Source organism: Primorskyibacter aestuariivivens (assembly GCF_028023675.1).
GTDB classification, from domain to species: domain Bacteria; phylum Pseudomonadota; class Alphaproteobacteria; order Rhodobacterales; family Rhodobacteraceae; genus Marinovum; species Marinovum aestuariivivens.
Genome location: NZ_JAQIOZ010000003.1, coordinates 275,866 through 290,866, shown reverse-complemented (window position 1 = coordinate 290,866; position 15,001 = coordinate 275,866). Strand labels below are relative to the sequence as shown.

The window sequence follows — 15,001 nt, the reverse complement described above, 5'->3', positions numbered from 1 at the left end:
CAACCGCTTACCAGTTGTCGCGGAACCACTTCATCGCGCGTTTGAGCGACCGGGCCGGGTAACGGTCCACTGGAATTTCGAAATCCCACCATTCGTCCTGGGGATGCGCCGCAAAGAGGCACAGGCCCACCGCCGAGGAAAAGCCCGGGCCGGTCACCGCCTGCGGCAGACCATGCACTCTGAGCGGGCGGCCAAGCCGGACCTGATGGCCGAGGATACGGCTGGCCAACGCGTCAAGGCCGGGGATCTGGCTTGCCCCGCCGGTCAGAACGATCTGCTGGCTGGGCAGGTGCTCAAAGCCCGCCGCATCAAGCCGGGCGCGCACATCTTCGAGGATCTCTTCGACCCGTGGGCGCATGATGCCGATCAGTTCCGCGCGGCTTGCCGTGCGCCGGTCATGTTCCCAATCGCCGGTCTCGCCGCCGATGGAGATCATCTCGCGGTCATCCATGCCGGTGGCCACCAGCCCGCCATGCACGGTCTTGATCCGCTCGGCCATGGTCATGGGCACCTGCAGTCCCATGGAAATATCGCTGGTGACGTGATCGCCGCCCAGACGCACCGCGTCGGCATAGATCATGTGTTTCTTCATGAAGATCGAAATCCCGGTCGATCCGCCGCCCATGTCGATGCAGGCCGCGCCCAGCTCTTGTTCGTCCTCGACCAGCGCGGAAATCCCCGACACATAAGCCGACGAGGCCAGCCCGGCGAGCTCCAGATCGCAGCGTTTCACGCAATGGGCGAGGTTCTGGATCACCTGACCGTTCACCGTCAGCATATGCATGTCGGTCGACAGCTCATTGCCGATCTGGCCGCGCGGATCGGACAGGCCCGAACGATGATCCAGCGCGAAATTCACCGGCTGGGCATGCAGCACATCACGCCCATTGCCGTAATCCGGCACGTCACAGGCCGACAGCACGCGGGCCACATCCTGTTCATCGACCTGCGTGCCATGCACCTCGACCTGCCCTGCCAGACCGTAAGAGCGCGGCTCGGCCCCCGAGAAACAGGCGATCACGTGATCGACCCGGATGCCCGCCATCTTCTGCGCCGATTGCAGCGCGGTGCGAATGGCGCGCTCGGTTTCGCCCATCGCGGCAATCTCGCCGAACCGCACGCCGCGCGAGCGGGTCGTGGCCGCCCCGATGACGCGGAAGCCCGATTGACCGGCCAGCGAACCCACCCCCTGATCGGTGGTTTTCTCGGACCCGTCAAAGCGCAGCACCAGACAGGCGATCTTGGACGACCCCACATCCAGGATCGCAATCACGCCGCGTTGCATCGCGGCTTTGCGCATGTTGCGCATCGCGCGCTGGGATTCATACAGCTCGATCATTGTGCCTCAACTCCAAGCTCTGTGGCTTTTATCCGTCGCAGTTCTTCGACCGCGTTTTCATTCATTCTCAGGGTCGGCCGGTCCGGCAGGCGCAGGTCCACCACCGCGAGATCCCGCTCCAGAAGGTCCATCGCCCCGTCCATCGCGATCACCCGCTCCAGTGCCTGCACCGGTTTTTCCGGTGGCAACAGGATGCGCTGGCCCCGGTCCAGCACCACGTCCCAGCGCCGCGCGCCGATCCGTTCCAACCCGCGGAACCGGGTGGTCAGCGGGGCCGCGGCGGCGATCAGCGCCAGCGCTTCGCCCACAACCTTGTCCGCACCCTCGCCCGCGATCACCGGCAGGTCGGCGCGGTCCGCGCGGTTTAGAAGCGGTGCCACGCGAAAGCCACGCCCGTCCAGAAGCTCAAGCCCCAGCGCCGAGCGCCAGACCACCTCTGGCACACGTTCGGTCACCTGCACCTGCAGCGTGCCGCCCGGCTTGATCCGCAGGCTGACGCGTTCCACCGCGTCCAGCCCGGCGATGGTGTCGCGCATATGGTCGAGATCGAGGTGGAAGGACGAGATCGGAAACTCCACCGGCAGGATCTCGCGGATATCCTCGGCCACTTCTTCGCCCGCGCCATCCACGGCCATGACCTTGACCATGAATTCCGGGCGCTCCTCGATCGAGGCGCGCATATCGTTGATGGCGCTATTGAACGCGTCCCGGCGGTCCGGGTCCGCGAACCAGATCGTGGCGGCTGTAAAGGTGACCACCATCGGCAACCCGACCCGCAGTGCCAGCCGGAACATCGGGGTCAGCATCAGCCGTTGCATCCGGTAGGACCAGCGCGAAGGCGCGGGATCGACCCGGGTCACACGCTTGGGCGCGGCCAGAACCGGTTGCGGCCCCGATGGCATTTCTGGTCCGCCATGGGCCGGGTGATAGGCTCGGGTGATGCGCCCCTTCAGCGATTGCATGAGGCGTCCTCCACCATCCACGCGCAGAACTGGCCGAAGCTCATACCGATTTGTGCCGCCTGTTCCGGGGCAAGCGAGGTGGGGGTCATGCCGGGCTGGGTATTGGTCTCCAAAAGGATCAGCCCGCCCAACCCCCGCGCCTCGTCCCAGCGGAAATCGGTGCGGCTCACGCCCCGGCACCCCAACGCGTCATGCGCGCGCTGCGCATAATCGAGACAGGCGTCGAAAATTTCCTGCGGGATATCGGCGGGCACCACGTGGCGCGATCCGCCCTCTTTGTACTTGGCATCGTAATCGTACCAGCCATCAGTGAGGATATCCGTGACCGTCAAAGCACGATCCCCCATCACCGTGGTGGTCAGCTCGCGCCCTGGCGCGAAGGCTTCAACCATCACCTCTTCGGGCATGTCATCGGAAAGCTGCGGCGGGCCGTTGGCCGCATCCTGCACGATATAGATGCCCACCGAGGAGCCTTCGTTATTCGGTTTGACCACATAGGGCGGCGCGATCACGTGGCGCGCGCGCACCTCGACGGCGGGGGCAATCACGCTCTCGACAATCGGCAATCCCGCAGCGCGGAACACTTCTTTCGAGCGCTGCTTGTCCATGGCCAAAGCCGAGGCCAGCACACCAGAATGTGTATAGGGAATGCGCAGCCACTCAAGCAGTCCCTGAATGCAGCCATCCTCGCCCCAGCGACCATGCAATGCGTTAAAGACAACATCGGGGGCAATATCGGCCAGACGCGCAGGCACATCCGCGCCCGCGTCAATCTCGATCACCTCAAAACCTTCACCCCGAAGGGCTGCTGCGCATTCACGCCCTGACGTCAGCGACACCTCCCGCTCTGCGGAGGGACCACCCATCAATACAGCAACCCGGGAGCCTGCCCTGCTCGACATGCTCGCACTGCCTTGTTTTACGGGACCTGCTCGCCCCTCAATATTCTCGGTGAACCTGCCAGTTCGTTTTTATGTGCCGGTTCACCGGCTTGGCGGATCAGCTTTTTTCGCCAACCCGCATGATTTCCCAGTGTAACTCTATTCCACTGGATTGGAAAACCCTTTTTCGCACCTCTTCACCAAGGGATTCAAGGTCTTCCGCGGTGGCCTCGCCAGTGTTGATGAGGAAATTGGAATGCTTCTCGCTCATCTGCGCGCCACCCACACGCGCTCCGCGCATACCCGCATCGTCGATCAGCTTCCACGCCTTGAGATCATGCACATCGTCGGCCCGGCCCGTCGAGGAAAACCCCGCCGGGTTGCGGAAGGTGGACCCGGCGGTGCGGTCCTTGGTGGGTTGGGTGGCGTCGCGCTTGGCCAGTTGCTCTTCCATGCGGCTTGCCAGCGCGTCGGGCTCGCCCTCGCCCCCCTCGAACGTCGCCTGCGTCAGCACCCAGCCTTCGGGCAGATCAGTCTGCCGGTAACGGAAATTCAGGTCATCGGCGGTCAATGTCACCACCTCGCCTGCGCGGGTCACGGCCTGCGCCTCGACAAAATGATCGGCCACATACGCGCCGTAGCAGCCCGCATTCATCCGCACCGCGCCGCCAATCGCGCCGGGGATGGTGCGCAGGAAAGTCAGGTCCACCCCGGCCTCGGCCGATTTGCGCGCGACATGCGCATCAAGCGCCGCCGCCCCCGCCGTGACGCGCGTGCCGTCCACCTCGATCCCGTTGAAGCCACGTCCCAGCCGGATCACCACCGCGCGCAGGCCACCGTCCCGCACGATCAGGTTGGAGCCGACGCCCATTGGAAAGACCGGCATATCGTCGGGCAGCGCGCGCAGGAAATCAGCGAGATCGGCCACATCCGCAGGCTGGAACAGCCAATCCGCAGGCCCGCCCACGCGCAGCCATGTCAGATCGGCAAGGCTGCGCCCTTCGCTCAGGCGTCCGCGCACCTGTGGCATGGTGATCGTGTTGGTCATGGCCCGGTCCCCCGTTGTCCCGGCACCCTCTTACGCGCCGCGCCGCCGTTTGACAAACCCCGCGATGCCGCCCAGCACAAACCCCGCCAGCGTCGGCATGATAAACACCATGAGAAAGGCAAAATAGCCGATGGAATCCCAGCCCTGCTCCTGTCTGGCCCTGATCCCGAAATATGCGGCCAACAGCGCCAGCACAGCCAGAAAGGCAAGATAGAAAGCCCATTTGCCCTGACAAACGATCCGGAACGCGCCCCATCCCACGCAGAGCACCATGACTGCCATGATGAAGAAAATCCAGAAATCGCCCATCGCCCGCCCCATCACTTGTTGCGGGGAGTTTAGGCGAAGGGGGATGGCTGTGGCAATTGGGGGTTTAGGGGCCGCACTTACTGCCCACCCTACGGCGTGTTTTTCACACCCAGACGCGCTTTGACCCATCGGCCGAGGTAGATCACCGGCCAGCGCAGCACGCTCATACCGGCGGCCAGTGCGAAGAAGCCGATCCACGGCCCGTTTTCATAGGTCACGTAGCCCAGAAGCGGCACGCCGATGCCGATCAGCCAATAGGCGCGGCGCCAGTGGTTGTCCTTGGACGGCATCGCGGCCAAGAGGTTGGCGGCCAGGGCCCAGAGGCAGGCCAGGATGAGTGAAAGGGTCATGAGAAACTCTCCCCTATGGTCATCAGAAACGCCCCCAGCGACAGGATCAGGCCCAGCACCGGCACCGCCATGGGCACGCGAAACGGCGCGTCCGGCGCGCGGCGTTTGAGCCGGATCAGCGCGAGGTTGATCAGCGTGAACACCGCCAGAAGCACGGTCGAGGTCAGCTCTGCCAGCTGTGCCACCGGCAATGCCACCGCGCCAAGCACCACCGCGCCGCCAATCAAGACGGTCGCCAGCCACGGCGCGCCGGTGCGGGGCAAGGTGTGGTGAAACACGGCCAGCGCCGGTTCCCGCCGCCCCAGCCCGAACATCACGCGCGAGGCCATGACGATCTGTGCCAGTACGCCATTGAGCGCGGCAAAGACCGCGATGCCAGACAGGAAGCGCGCCGCGCCGCCCTGCGTCTCCTGCCAGACCAGCGCGAGCGGCTGTTCGCTGGCGGCCAGCGCCTCGACCGGGACGGCGCGGATCGCGGCCCAGGAGACCAGCGCGTAGAGCCCGGTTGTGATAAGCAATGACGCGATGATGGCAATCGGCAGGGTGCGTTCGGGGTGATGGGCCTCTTCGGCCATGTTCACGATATCCTCGAACCCGATAAAGGCAAAAAAGGCGAGGATCGCCCCCGCCGCGAGACCGGCGGTATGGATCGGCGCGGGGTTGGAATAGCCCGGCACCGGTTCGGCCCCGGAGCCCGCCCAGATGATCATCACCAGCCCTGCGATTTCGATGACCGTGAAGATCGCCGCAAGCGTCAGGCTTTCGAGCGCGCCGAGAATGGCCACGAAGGTCAGCGCAGCCCCGATGGCGATAATGGCAAGCGTCGGATCAATGTCGATGATCCCGCCCAGATATCCTACCCCGCCGCGCAGGACAGCAGCGGCAGAAATGGTGCCGGTGACCACGATGGCCAGCCCGACCAAGAGCGAAAAGGCGTGGGAATTCAATCCCTTCTCTACATAGGCGGCCTCGCCCGCCGCCTCAGGGATACGCCCGGACAGCTCGGCATAGGAGAGCGCCGTGGGCGCCGCGATCAGCCCGGCGATCAGGAACGAAAGCGGCGCCCAAACCCCGGCTTCGGCCGCGACCGCGCCGGTCAGCACATAGATCCCCGCGCCCACCATCACGCCCACGCCATAGGCGGTCAGAAGACCGGGACCCAGTCGGCGTTTGAGCGTGTCGGCCATGCGCTACCCTTTCAGCCGCTCCGGCAGGTTATTGGCCCAGGCGCTGATCGTGCCTGCACCCAGACAGACAACCATGTCTCCGGGGCGCGTCTGTTCGCGGACCAGCCGGGTCAGGTCATCCTCGTTGTGAATGGCGCGCGCGTGGCGGTGGCCATGGCGCACCAGACCAGCCACCAGATCGTCGCGCGACGCGCCCTCGATCGGGTCCTCTCCGGCGGCGAAAACCTCGGCAATGGCCACGACATCGGCCTCGTTGAAACAGGCGCAGAAATCGTCGAACAGGCTGGACAGCCGGGAATAGCGATGCGGCTGATGCACGGCGATCACCCGGCCGTCACAGGCCTGCCGCGCAGCTTTCAGCACGGCAGCGATTTCGACCGGGTGATGCCCATAATCATCGATAATCGTTACGCCGCCAACTTCGCCCACTTTTGTGAAACGCCGGTTAACGCCGCCAAAGTTTTTCAGCGCTTCGCGGATTTCTTCGGCCTTCATGCCCAGATGGCGGCAGACCGCCACCGCAGACAGGGCGTTTGACACGTTGTGATCACCGGGCATGGGCAGGGTGCATCCCTCGATCATCCGGCCCTCGGCCTGAAGCGCGATGTCGAAATGCGCAACGCCCGCCTTGTAGTGCAGGTTTACGGCGCGCACATCGGCCTGCGCGTTGAAACCATAGGTCACGACGCGGCGATCAGTGATCTTGCCCACCAGCGTCTGCACCTCCGGGTGATCGGTGCAGCAGACCGCCAGGCCATAAAACGGCACGTTGGAGACGAAATCCAGGAAGCCCTGCCGCAGCGTGTCGAAATCGCCCCAATGCTCCATATGCTCTGGGTCGATATTGGTCACCACGGCGATGGTGGCAGGCAACCGGTTAAAGGTGCCGTCGCTCTCGTCGGCCTCGACCACCATCCATTCGCCCTGCCCCATGCGGGCGTTGGAGCCATAGGCGTGGATGATGCCGCCATTCACGACCGTCGGATCGAACCCTCCGGCGACCATCAGTTCCGCCATCATGGTGGTGGTGGTTGTCTTGCCATGGGTGCCGCCGATGGCGATGTTGGATTTGAGCCGCATCAGCTCGGCCAGCATCTCGGCGCGGCGCACCACCGGAAGGCCTCGTGCACGGGCCTGATCCAGTTCGGGATTGCCGGGTTTGATGGCAGAGGAGATGACCACCACTTCGGCATTCTCAAGGTTTTCGGCCTTCTGTCCGACAAAGATCGTCGCGCCCAGGCCCTTGAGCCGGTCGGTGATCTTGGACGCCTTCAGGTCGCTGCCCTGCACCGTGTATCCAAGGTTCAGAAGTACCTCTGCAATGCCTGACATGCCGATGCCGCCAATGCCGACAAAATGGATGGGCCCCACATCGGTGGGCAGTTTGGTGACGGCAGCGGCGTTCATGCGGGGTCCTTTCCGGGGGACATGTCGGGCCGGTCGGCAAGTGTCTCGACCATCACGGCCAGCTCTTCGGCAGCGGCGGGTTTGCCCAGTGACAATGCGGCCTGCGACATCTGCAGCGCGCCTTTGGGCTGGCTGATGATGGTGGCGATGGCCTCGCTCAGCGGCGCGACATTCAACTGGCTTTCCGGGATCACAATGGCAGCGCCCGCCTCGGACAATCCGCGCGCATTGGCGCTCTGGTGATCGCCGGTGGCAAAGGCATAGGGCACAAGGATCGCGGGCCGCCCGATCACCGTGATATCGGCAATGGACGACGCGCCCGCACGACTGATCACCAGTTGTGCTTCGGACATGCGGCGCGGCACATCGTGAAAGAAGGGCTGTACATCCGCGTCGATATTGTGATCGGCATAGAATTGCGCCACGCGGTCGTGGTCCTCGGCGCGGGCCTGATGGCTGACGCGGATATTCTGCAGCATTTCCATGGGCAATTCGGCAATCGCGGGCGGCACCACGTCGGACAGGATGCGCGCGCCTTGCGAGCCGCCCATGACGAGCACGGACATGGGGTAATCGCCCGGGGGGATATAGGCTGCGGCGGCGCGCTCCAAGACTGCAGCGCGCACAGGGTTGCCGGTATGGGTGCCCTCGACGCCTTCGGGAAGGTCGGTGGGCCAGGTGCCACAGGCCATGGCATCCACGCGGCTGGCAAAGATCCTGTTCACCTTGCCCAGAATACCGTTCTGCTCGTGGATCATCCGCGGCTTGCGCAACAGCCACGCCGCCGACAGCGCCGGGATGGACGGGTATCCGCCGAAGCCCACCACCACATCCGGCTTGTCGCGCAACATGCCCAGCGTCGTGGACAGGATCCCGCCCAGGATGCGGAACGGCACCATCGCCCGGGCCGCAAGGCCCCCGCGCGCAAAGGTGGCGGAACTGATCTGGTCAATCTCGACCGTATGCGGAAAGCCCTGGGTATAGCGCGCGCCGCGCGCGTCCGTGGACAGTTTGACCCGCCAGCCCCGCGCCAGCATCGCCTCGGCCAGCGACTGGGCCGGGAACATGTGCCCGCCCGTGCCGCCCGCCGCAATCACCAGAAGGGGCTGCGCGCCTCTCATCTCATCCGTCCCCGCAGAATGTCGCCGATCTCGCCCTGCGGACGGGTGCGGGTAAAGGCCAGCAGCATGCCCACGGCAATGCCCATCGCCAGCAGAGACGAGCCACCATAGCTCACGAATGGAAGCGTCATGCCTTTGGCAGGCAAAAGACGGACAGCAACGCCCATATTGATCATGGCCTGAACCCCGAACATGCAGACCAGCCCGGTCCCCGCGAGCCGGATAAATGGGTCACGTTCGCGCATCAGGCGCGACAGCGACGCAATCACCACGCCCGCATAAAGCGCGATGATCGCAAGGACAAGGATCAGCCCGTATTCTTCGGCAGCCACCGCGATGATGAAATCGGTATGCGCATCGGGCAGCGACCATTTCACCTGCCCCTCGCCGACGCCCACGCCAAAAAAGCCGCCCTCCTGAATGGCGTTGGTGGCGTAACCGATCTGGGTTGTCGGATCGACATCTGTGGACAGGAACCCGTCGATGCGGCGGGCGAAATGCTCGGAATTGTTATAGGCAATGGTGCCCGCGAAAATCACCGCCCCGGCAATGCCCAGCAGCAGCAGGATCGGCGCGCCCGCCACGAAATACATCACCCCCCAGCCGAACAGCACCAGACAGGCCTGACCAAAGTCGGGCTGCAAGGCCAGCATCAGCACGATGGTGACACAGAGCCCAAAGGACCAGAGCCGTCCGGGCGGGCCATTGATTTCCTGACTGGCGGCCAGCATCCAGGCGGCAACGACGATGAAACCGGGTTTGAGAAATTCGGACGGCTGCAGCGAGGCGAAGCCCAGCGAATACCAGCGCACCGCGCCCTTGCCGAAATCCGTGCCAAAAGCGGGCAACAGCGCCAGCGCCACAAAGGCCACGGCAAAGCCCAGCACCGCCAGACGCCGCACAAGAATGGGCGACATCATCGAGGTCAGCAGCATGGCGACCAGCGCCGCCCCGCCAAACACCGCCTGCCGCTGGACATAGTGGAAGGGATCAAAGCCGTTCTTGGCCGCCAGCGGCGGCGACGCGGCCAGCCCCAGCAGGATGCCAATGGCAAACAGGATCAGGATGAAGGACATCGACGCCTTGTCGATGGTCCGCCACCATTTGGGGAGAATCGGCTCAACGTCCCGAACGGGCGCCGTGCCATAGACCATTTCCGTCATGGGACCTGCTACTCTACTGCCTCAACCGCCCCGTTTTGCCGGGGTCTACCCCGGAGTTTATCCCATGGGGCGCTCTGGCGCTAGGAAAAACGGTGTTTTCAAGGCAATTCCGGGGGCATGGTATGCCGCCCCTTGCCTTTCGCCGCCTTTCCGGGCAGGCGACGGTCATGGACGTGACAACCCTCATCCTTGGCGCCGGGGCTGCCGGCATGATGTGTGCGGCCCATGCGGGGCCCGGCACGCTGGTCATCGACCACGCCAGGGCCCCGGGGGAAAAGATCCGCATCTCCGGCGGCGGGCGCTGCAATTTCACCAATCTCTATGCCGGGCCTGAGAATTTCCTGTCTGAAAACCCGCATTTCTGCAAATCCGCGCTGGGGCGCTATACGCAGTGGGATTTCATCGAACTTGTCGGGCAATATGGCATTGCCTGGCATGAAAAGACGCTGGGGCAGCTCTTTTGTGACGGCAAATCCACCCAGATTGTGAACATGCTCCGGGCCGAGATGGACAAGGCGGGCGCGCAGCTCTGGCTGGAAACATCCGTGGCCGGGATCGGCCATGACGGCGACCGGTTTCGCGTGACGCTGGAACGCGCAGGCAAACGCGGCACGGTGACGGCACGCAATCTGGTGCTGGCCACAGGCGGCAAATCCATCCCCAAGATGGGCGCGACGGGGCTGGCCTATGACATCGCGGCGCAGTTCGGGCTGGCGCTCACCGAAACACGCCCCGCGCTGGTGCCGTTTACATTCCCCGAGCGCCGTTTTGCCGATCTCTCCGGCGTCTCCCTGCCCGTGACGGCGCGTGCGGGCGGGGCCAGCTTTGACGAGGCGCTGCTGTTCACGCATCGGGGCCTGAGCGGCCCGGCGATCCTGCAAATCTCCAGCTATTGGCGCGAGGGCGAGGATATTTCGCTGCGCCTCGCGCCGTCCGACATGTTCGAGGCGCTGCGCGCCGAGCGGCAAAAGGCCGGGCGCGTGAACCTGAGCACCGCGCTGGCCCGACATCTCCCGGCGCGGGTGGTGGAGTTTCTTGCACCGGAACTGGGCCTCTCAGGCAACCTCGCCGATCAAAGCGACACGCGCCTGCACGAGCTTTGCGACCACCTTGCCAACTGGAAGTTACGCCCCTCCGGCACCGAAGGCTACCGCACCGCCGAGGTCACGCTGGGTGGGATCTGCACCTCGGGCCTCAATTCCCGCGACATGCAGGCCAAATCCGTCCCCGGCCTCTATGCCATCGGCGAGGCGGTGGATGTGACCGGATGGCTGGGCGGGTACAATTTCCAATGGGCCTGGGCCTCGGGCTGGGCGGCAGGCATGGCGATTTCGGGCAATTGAGCGGTGGCTTTGCAAAACTGACACAAAGCATTTACATGGGTGTTACATTGAACTGGACATAACCCATGGCGCTTGTTGAATATCCGCCGTTCCGCCCGGAAAACCTGTTTCGTACGCTGGAAGCCAAGGTGCCGCAGAAGTTCCTGCGCGACATCAAGAATCGCGTGCTTTTCGGCCCCGACGCGCCTCTGAGCGATGAACCGCTTTATGTCCGCCCCCGCGATATCACACTGCGCTACGTCACGGCCTCATCTACAGGCGCGCCCCTGTTCCGGCGGCGTCACAGCGGGCTGGTCAAGGGCGGCGACTGGGACCTGTCTGTCGAACCGATGAGACATGGCCCGAAATATCGGGCCTGCCATGCGCGTTGGATAGAAGGCAAGAACTGGGAAGAGACCGGTATTTACGACCTGCATCTCGACCGGATCGCGCGCAAGGGCGTGTCAGACGAGTGCCGGACCCTGGAGGATATCAAGGCGCGGTATGAACGTCTGGATCACCTTTTCGAACAGGTCCGCCGCGAAGGGCGCCTGCGCGCGATCAGCCAGATCGATAGTTATTTCCGCCGGGAACATGGCGGGGTCTTCGTGCATATCGACCGCCACGGACGGCCGCTCCGCTATGGCGGCGGCGAACATCGTTTCGCGATCGCCCATATCCTGAACCTGCCTGAAATGCCGGTGCAGCCTGGGGTGATCCATCTTGAGGCTGTGCGCGGCCGGCATCTCGAACGGCTGCGCCGCTCGGTTCACGGCTGATCAGAACGCCGCAACGCGTAAAACCGTTCGGTAATGGGCTGACCGTCCTGTTCTGAGCTTTCCTCATGGGTGAACGTGAACCCTGCGCGCTGCAAAAGCGTCAGGCTGGCCGCGTTGCGGATATCGGCGATGCCAAGGATGCGTTGCGCTTGCGTGTGCCCGAACACCAGATCGCATGCCAGCCGCATTGCCTCGATCGCCCGACCCTGCCCCTGCGCGTCGCGGGACAGCGTGATGCCCAGTTCGGCCAGGGTCCCGTCTTCGGACAGGAACAGCCCCATATCGCCCAACAGCCTGTCATCGTGGGAAGAGGCAACCGCGATCTGCACCCAGTGGCCGGGACGCAGGAGCGGCGTGACCACTGCGCAATGGGCCAGAAAGCCCCGCGCCCGGTCGCGGTCCATCACCTCCCAACTCTGGTAGCGCGCCACCTCCGGGTCACTGCGATAGGCGAGGAAGCGGTCCAGATCGCCCTCGGCCATCCGGCGAAGAACGACACGCTCTCCCCGGACCGGCAGCATCACGCGTCGTCGAGCAGCGCAAGCACCGTCTGGGTGAAATCCGTGCCGCGCTGTTCGAAATTGTCATATTGGTCGAAACTCGCCGCAGCCGGGGCCAAGAGCACGGTTTCGCCCTCCTCGGCCTCTTCCATGGCGCGGGTCACGGCGGTTTGCATATCGGTGCAGATCTCGGCCTCGACGCCCGGAAGCTGCATCGCAAACCCGGCCGCCTCGCGCCCGATCACATAGGCTTTGACCACATGGGGCAGACCCTCGGTCAACCCGTCAAGCCCGCCCTCTTTCTGCAGCCCGCCACAGATCCAGCGGATGTTCTTGAACGCGAGCAGCGCCTTCGCGGCGCTGTCCACATTGGTGGCCTTGCTGTCATTGACGTAAGCGACGCCGCCTGCCTCGGCGATCAACTGGCTGCGATGGGGCAGACCACCGAAGCTCTTGAACCCCTCTTCAATTACCCGCGGGGCCAGCCCCAGCGTGCGACAGGCCGCATAGGCGGCGCAGGCGTTCTGATGGTTATGCGCACCGGGCAGCCCCTTGATGGGCCGAAGGTCGATGGACCCGGCCTGCCGCCCCTTGCGGTATTCCGACAAGAACCCCTTGCGGGCAAAGACCTGCCAGCCCGGGCCGGTCAGCTTCTGCGCGGCAGACACACGGATCACTCGGTCATCGCCCGGTGCTTCCGAGAGTTGCCCGGCGAGGAACCGGCCCTCCGGCTCATCCACGCCGATCACCGCGCGGTCCGGGCCACCTTCGGCAAAGAGCCTGCGCTTGGCGGCGAAATACCCCCCCATGCCGGCGTGCCGGTCCAGATGATCGGGGGTGAGATTGGTGAAGACCGCCACATCCGGCGTCAACGCACGGGCCAGATCGGTCTGGTAGCTCGACAGTTCCAGCACCACGATCCCGCCATCGCCGGGCGGGTCGATATCCAGCACCCCGCGCCCGATATTACCCGCCAATTGCGCCTCGCGGCCCGAATGCGCCAGCACGTGATGGATCAGCGCCGATGTGGTGGATTTGCCGTTTGATCCCGTCACCGCGATCACCCGGGGCGGCACATCATGGCTGGCCCAGCCGTTAAGCACCAGCGAGCGGAAAAAGAGGCCGATGTCATTGTCCACCGGCACGCCCGCCTCTTGCGCCGCCGCCACCACCGGGTTGGGCGCCGGGTAAAGATGCGGGATGCCGGGTGACACGATCAGCGTGGCGATATCGTCAAAGGCGCCTTGTCTGGCCAGATCGCGGGTGGCAAACCCCTCGCCTTCGGCCCGCGCCCGCGCATCTGGGTTGTCATCCCAACAGACAGGGATCGCCCCACCCTCGCGCAGCGCCCGCGCAGCGGACAGGCCCGAGCGGCCAAGGCCAAGGATGGCGACGTTTTCATTTGTGAGACCACGAACGGGGATCATGGGCGGGCCTTTCCAAAACCGGTTGGCCAAGGGCTAGCCCAGAGCGATGGGTTTGAAAAGGCCGTAGGGTGTGGGAGGGGGAAGGTGGGCAGAATTGCCCACCCTACGAGTTCACCGCACCTTCAGCGTCGCCAACCCGATGATCGCCAGAATAAGCGAGATGATCCAGAACCGGATCACGATGGTGGGTTCGGCCCAGCCTTTCTTCTCGTAATGGTGATGGATCGGTGCCATCAGGAAGACCCGTTTGCCGGTGCGTTTGAAATACAGCACCTGGATGATCACCGACAGCGCCTCGACCACGAAAAGCCCGCCGACAATGCCCAGCACGATCTCGTGCTTGGTGGCCACGGCAATCGCGCCCAGCGCGCCGCCCAAAGCCAGCGATCCGGTGTCGCCCATGAAGACCGCCGCCGGGGGGGCATTGTACCACAGGAAGCCGAGGCCCCCGCCAAAGATGCCGGCGGTGAAGATCAGGATTTCACCCGTGCCCGGCACGTAATGCACATCGAGATATTCGGTAAAGTCGACGCGGCCCACCGCATAGGCGATCACACCCAGCGTTCCAGCGGCGATCATGGCGGGCATGATGGCCAAGCCGTCAAGCCCGTCGGTCAGGTTCACCGCATTGGCCGCCCCCACGATGACGATCATCGCGAAGGGAAGGAAGAAGATATAGCCGAGGTTCAGAAGCGTATCCTTGAACACCGGCAGCGCCAGTTGCAGTTGCAGTTCCGGCGGGTGCAGCTGCGTGGCCCAATACCCCGCAATGGCGGCGATGATGAAGCCCAGCAGAAGCCGCACGCGACCAGGCACGCCTGCGGTGTTCTGTTTGGAGACCTTGGCATAATCATCGGCAAAGCCGATTGCGCCAAAGGCCAGCGTAACAAACAGCACCAGCCAGACAAAGCCATTGTCGAGCCGCGCCCAGAGCAATGTCGAGGTGACCAGCGCGCCAACGATCAGCAGCCCGCCCATAGTGGGTGTACCGGCCTTGGACATATGGCTTTCGGGGCCGTCGTCGCGGATCGGCTGGCCCTTGCCCTGCCGGCGGCGCAGCACGTTGATCAGCGGTTTGCCAAAGAGAAAGCCAAAAATCAGCGCGGTCATAAAGGCCCCGCCTGCCCGAAAGGTGATGTAGCGGAAGAGATTGAAGAAATCCCCACCATCGGACAAAAGCGTCAACCAATAGAGCATGCGCTGCCC

The 15,001-nt window shown here is 64.2% G+C and carries 15 protein-coding genes; 2 read left to right on the top strand and 13 right to left on the bottom strand.

The features are described 5' to 3' along the window. Positions 1-7 precede the first annotated feature (7 nt). The 10 genes from ftsA to PGB28_RS03465 all read right to left on the bottom strand — a co-directional run bounded on the left by ftsA (position 8) and on the right by PGB28_RS03465 (position 9,767). Positions 8-1,339, bottom strand: a complete 1,332-nt coding sequence (gene ftsA, locus PGB28_RS03510; RefSeq protein WP_271420098.1) for a cell division protein FtsA — start codon at positions 1,337-1,339, stop codon at positions 8-10. After that, positions 1,336-2,301, bottom strand: a complete 966-nt coding sequence (locus PGB28_RS03505; protein ID WP_333908216.1) for a cell division protein FtsQ/DivIB — start codon at positions 2,299-2,301, stop codon at positions 1,336-1,338. The genes ftsA and PGB28_RS03505 overlap by 4 nt, the downstream gene beginning before the upstream one ends. Next, positions 2,289-3,203: a D-alanine--D-alanine ligase gene (locus PGB28_RS03500; RefSeq protein WP_271420097.1), complete on the bottom strand. Its 915-nt coding sequence runs from the start codon at positions 3,201-3,203 to the stop codon at positions 2,289-2,291. Before PGB28_RS03500 ends, PGB28_RS03505 begins: the two co-directional genes overlap by 13 nt. Before the next feature lie 97 nt (positions 3,204-3,300). After that, positions 3,301-4,230, bottom strand: a complete 930-nt coding sequence (gene murB / locus PGB28_RS03495; RefSeq protein WP_271420096.1) for a UDP-N-acetylmuramate dehydrogenase — start codon at positions 4,228-4,230, stop codon at positions 3,301-3,303. A 30-nt stretch (positions 4,231-4,260) separates the two neighbouring features. Continuing rightward, entirely contained in the window at positions 4,261-4,539 is a 279-nt protein-coding gene (locus PGB28_RS03490; protein ID WP_271420095.1) for a hypothetical protein, read from the bottom strand. An 89-nt stretch (positions 4,540-4,628) separates the two neighbouring features. Next, positions 4,629-4,889 carry a DUF2484 family protein gene (locus PGB28_RS03485; protein WP_271420094.1) on the bottom strand — a complete coding sequence of 87 codons (261 nt, stop codon included), beginning with the start codon at positions 4,887-4,889 and terminating at the stop codon, positions 4,629-4,631. Then, positions 4,886-6,076 carry an APC family permease gene (locus tag PGB28_RS03480; RefSeq protein WP_271420093.1) on the bottom strand — a complete coding sequence of 397 codons (1,191 nt, stop codon included), beginning with the start codon at positions 6,074-6,076 and terminating at the stop codon, positions 4,886-4,888. Before PGB28_RS03480 ends, PGB28_RS03485 begins: the two co-directional genes overlap by 4 nt. Before the next feature lie 3 nt (positions 6,077-6,079). Further along, a complete protein-coding gene (gene murC / locus PGB28_RS03475; protein WP_271420092.1) occupies positions 6,080-7,483 on the bottom strand; it encodes a UDP-N-acetylmuramate--L-alanine ligase in 1,404 nt (467 codons plus the stop codon). After that, on the bottom strand, positions 7,480-8,604 hold the full coding sequence (locus PGB28_RS03470) for a UDP-N-acetylglucosamine--N-acetylmuramyl-(pentapeptide) pyrophosphoryl-undecaprenol N-acetylglucosamine transferase (RefSeq protein ID WP_271420091.1): 1,125 nt from the start codon (positions 8,602-8,604) through the stop codon (positions 7,480-7,482). Before PGB28_RS03470 ends, murC begins: the two co-directional genes overlap by 4 nt. Further along, positions 8,601-9,767, bottom strand: coding sequence for a peptidoglycan glycosyltransferase FtsW (locus PGB28_RS03465; protein WP_271420090.1), 1,167 nt, complete (start codon positions 9,765-9,767; stop codon positions 8,601-8,603). Before PGB28_RS03465 ends, PGB28_RS03470 begins: the two co-directional genes overlap by 4 nt. A gap of 167 nt (positions 9,768-9,934) precedes the next feature. On the opposite strand from PGB28_RS03465, the gene PGB28_RS03460 reads away from it, so the two are divergent. Both PGB28_RS03460 and PGB28_RS03455 read left to right on the top strand, forming a co-directional pair. Then, positions 9,935-11,110, top strand: a complete 1,176-nt coding sequence (locus PGB28_RS03460) for a BaiN/RdsA family NAD(P)/FAD-dependent oxidoreductase (RefSeq protein ID WP_271420089.1) — start codon at positions 9,935-9,937, stop codon at positions 11,108-11,110. A 65-nt stretch (positions 11,111-11,175) separates the two neighbouring features. Further along, positions 11,176-11,868 carry a hypothetical protein gene (locus PGB28_RS03455; RefSeq protein ID WP_271420088.1) on the top strand — a complete coding sequence of 231 codons (693 nt, stop codon included), beginning with the start codon at positions 11,176-11,178 and terminating at the stop codon, positions 11,866-11,868. Here the strand turns inward: PGB28_RS03455 and PGB28_RS03450 are convergent. From PGB28_RS03450 to mraY, 3 genes are all read right to left on the bottom strand, one after another. Next, complete coding sequence (locus PGB28_RS03450) at positions 11,859-12,389, bottom strand: GNAT family N-acetyltransferase (protein ID WP_271420177.1); 531 nt, start codon at positions 12,387-12,389, stop codon at positions 11,859-11,861. The two genes, PGB28_RS03455 and PGB28_RS03450, sit on opposite strands and share 10 nt — an antisense overlap. Next, the gene (gene murD, locus PGB28_RS03445) at positions 12,389-13,795 is read right to left on the bottom strand and encodes a UDP-N-acetylmuramoyl-L-alanine--D-glutamate ligase (protein WP_271420087.1); all 1,407 of its coding nucleotides are present in this window, start codon (positions 13,793-13,795) and stop codon (positions 12,389-12,391) included. Before murD ends, PGB28_RS03450 begins: the two co-directional genes overlap by 1 nt. 111 nt (positions 13,796-13,906) lie before the next feature. Next, positions 13,907-14,992: a phospho-N-acetylmuramoyl-pentapeptide-transferase gene (mraY, locus tag PGB28_RS03440; protein WP_271420086.1), complete on the bottom strand. Its 1,086-nt coding sequence runs from the start codon at positions 14,990-14,992 to the stop codon at positions 13,907-13,909. Between the last annotated feature and the right edge of the window lie 9 nt (positions 14,993-15,001).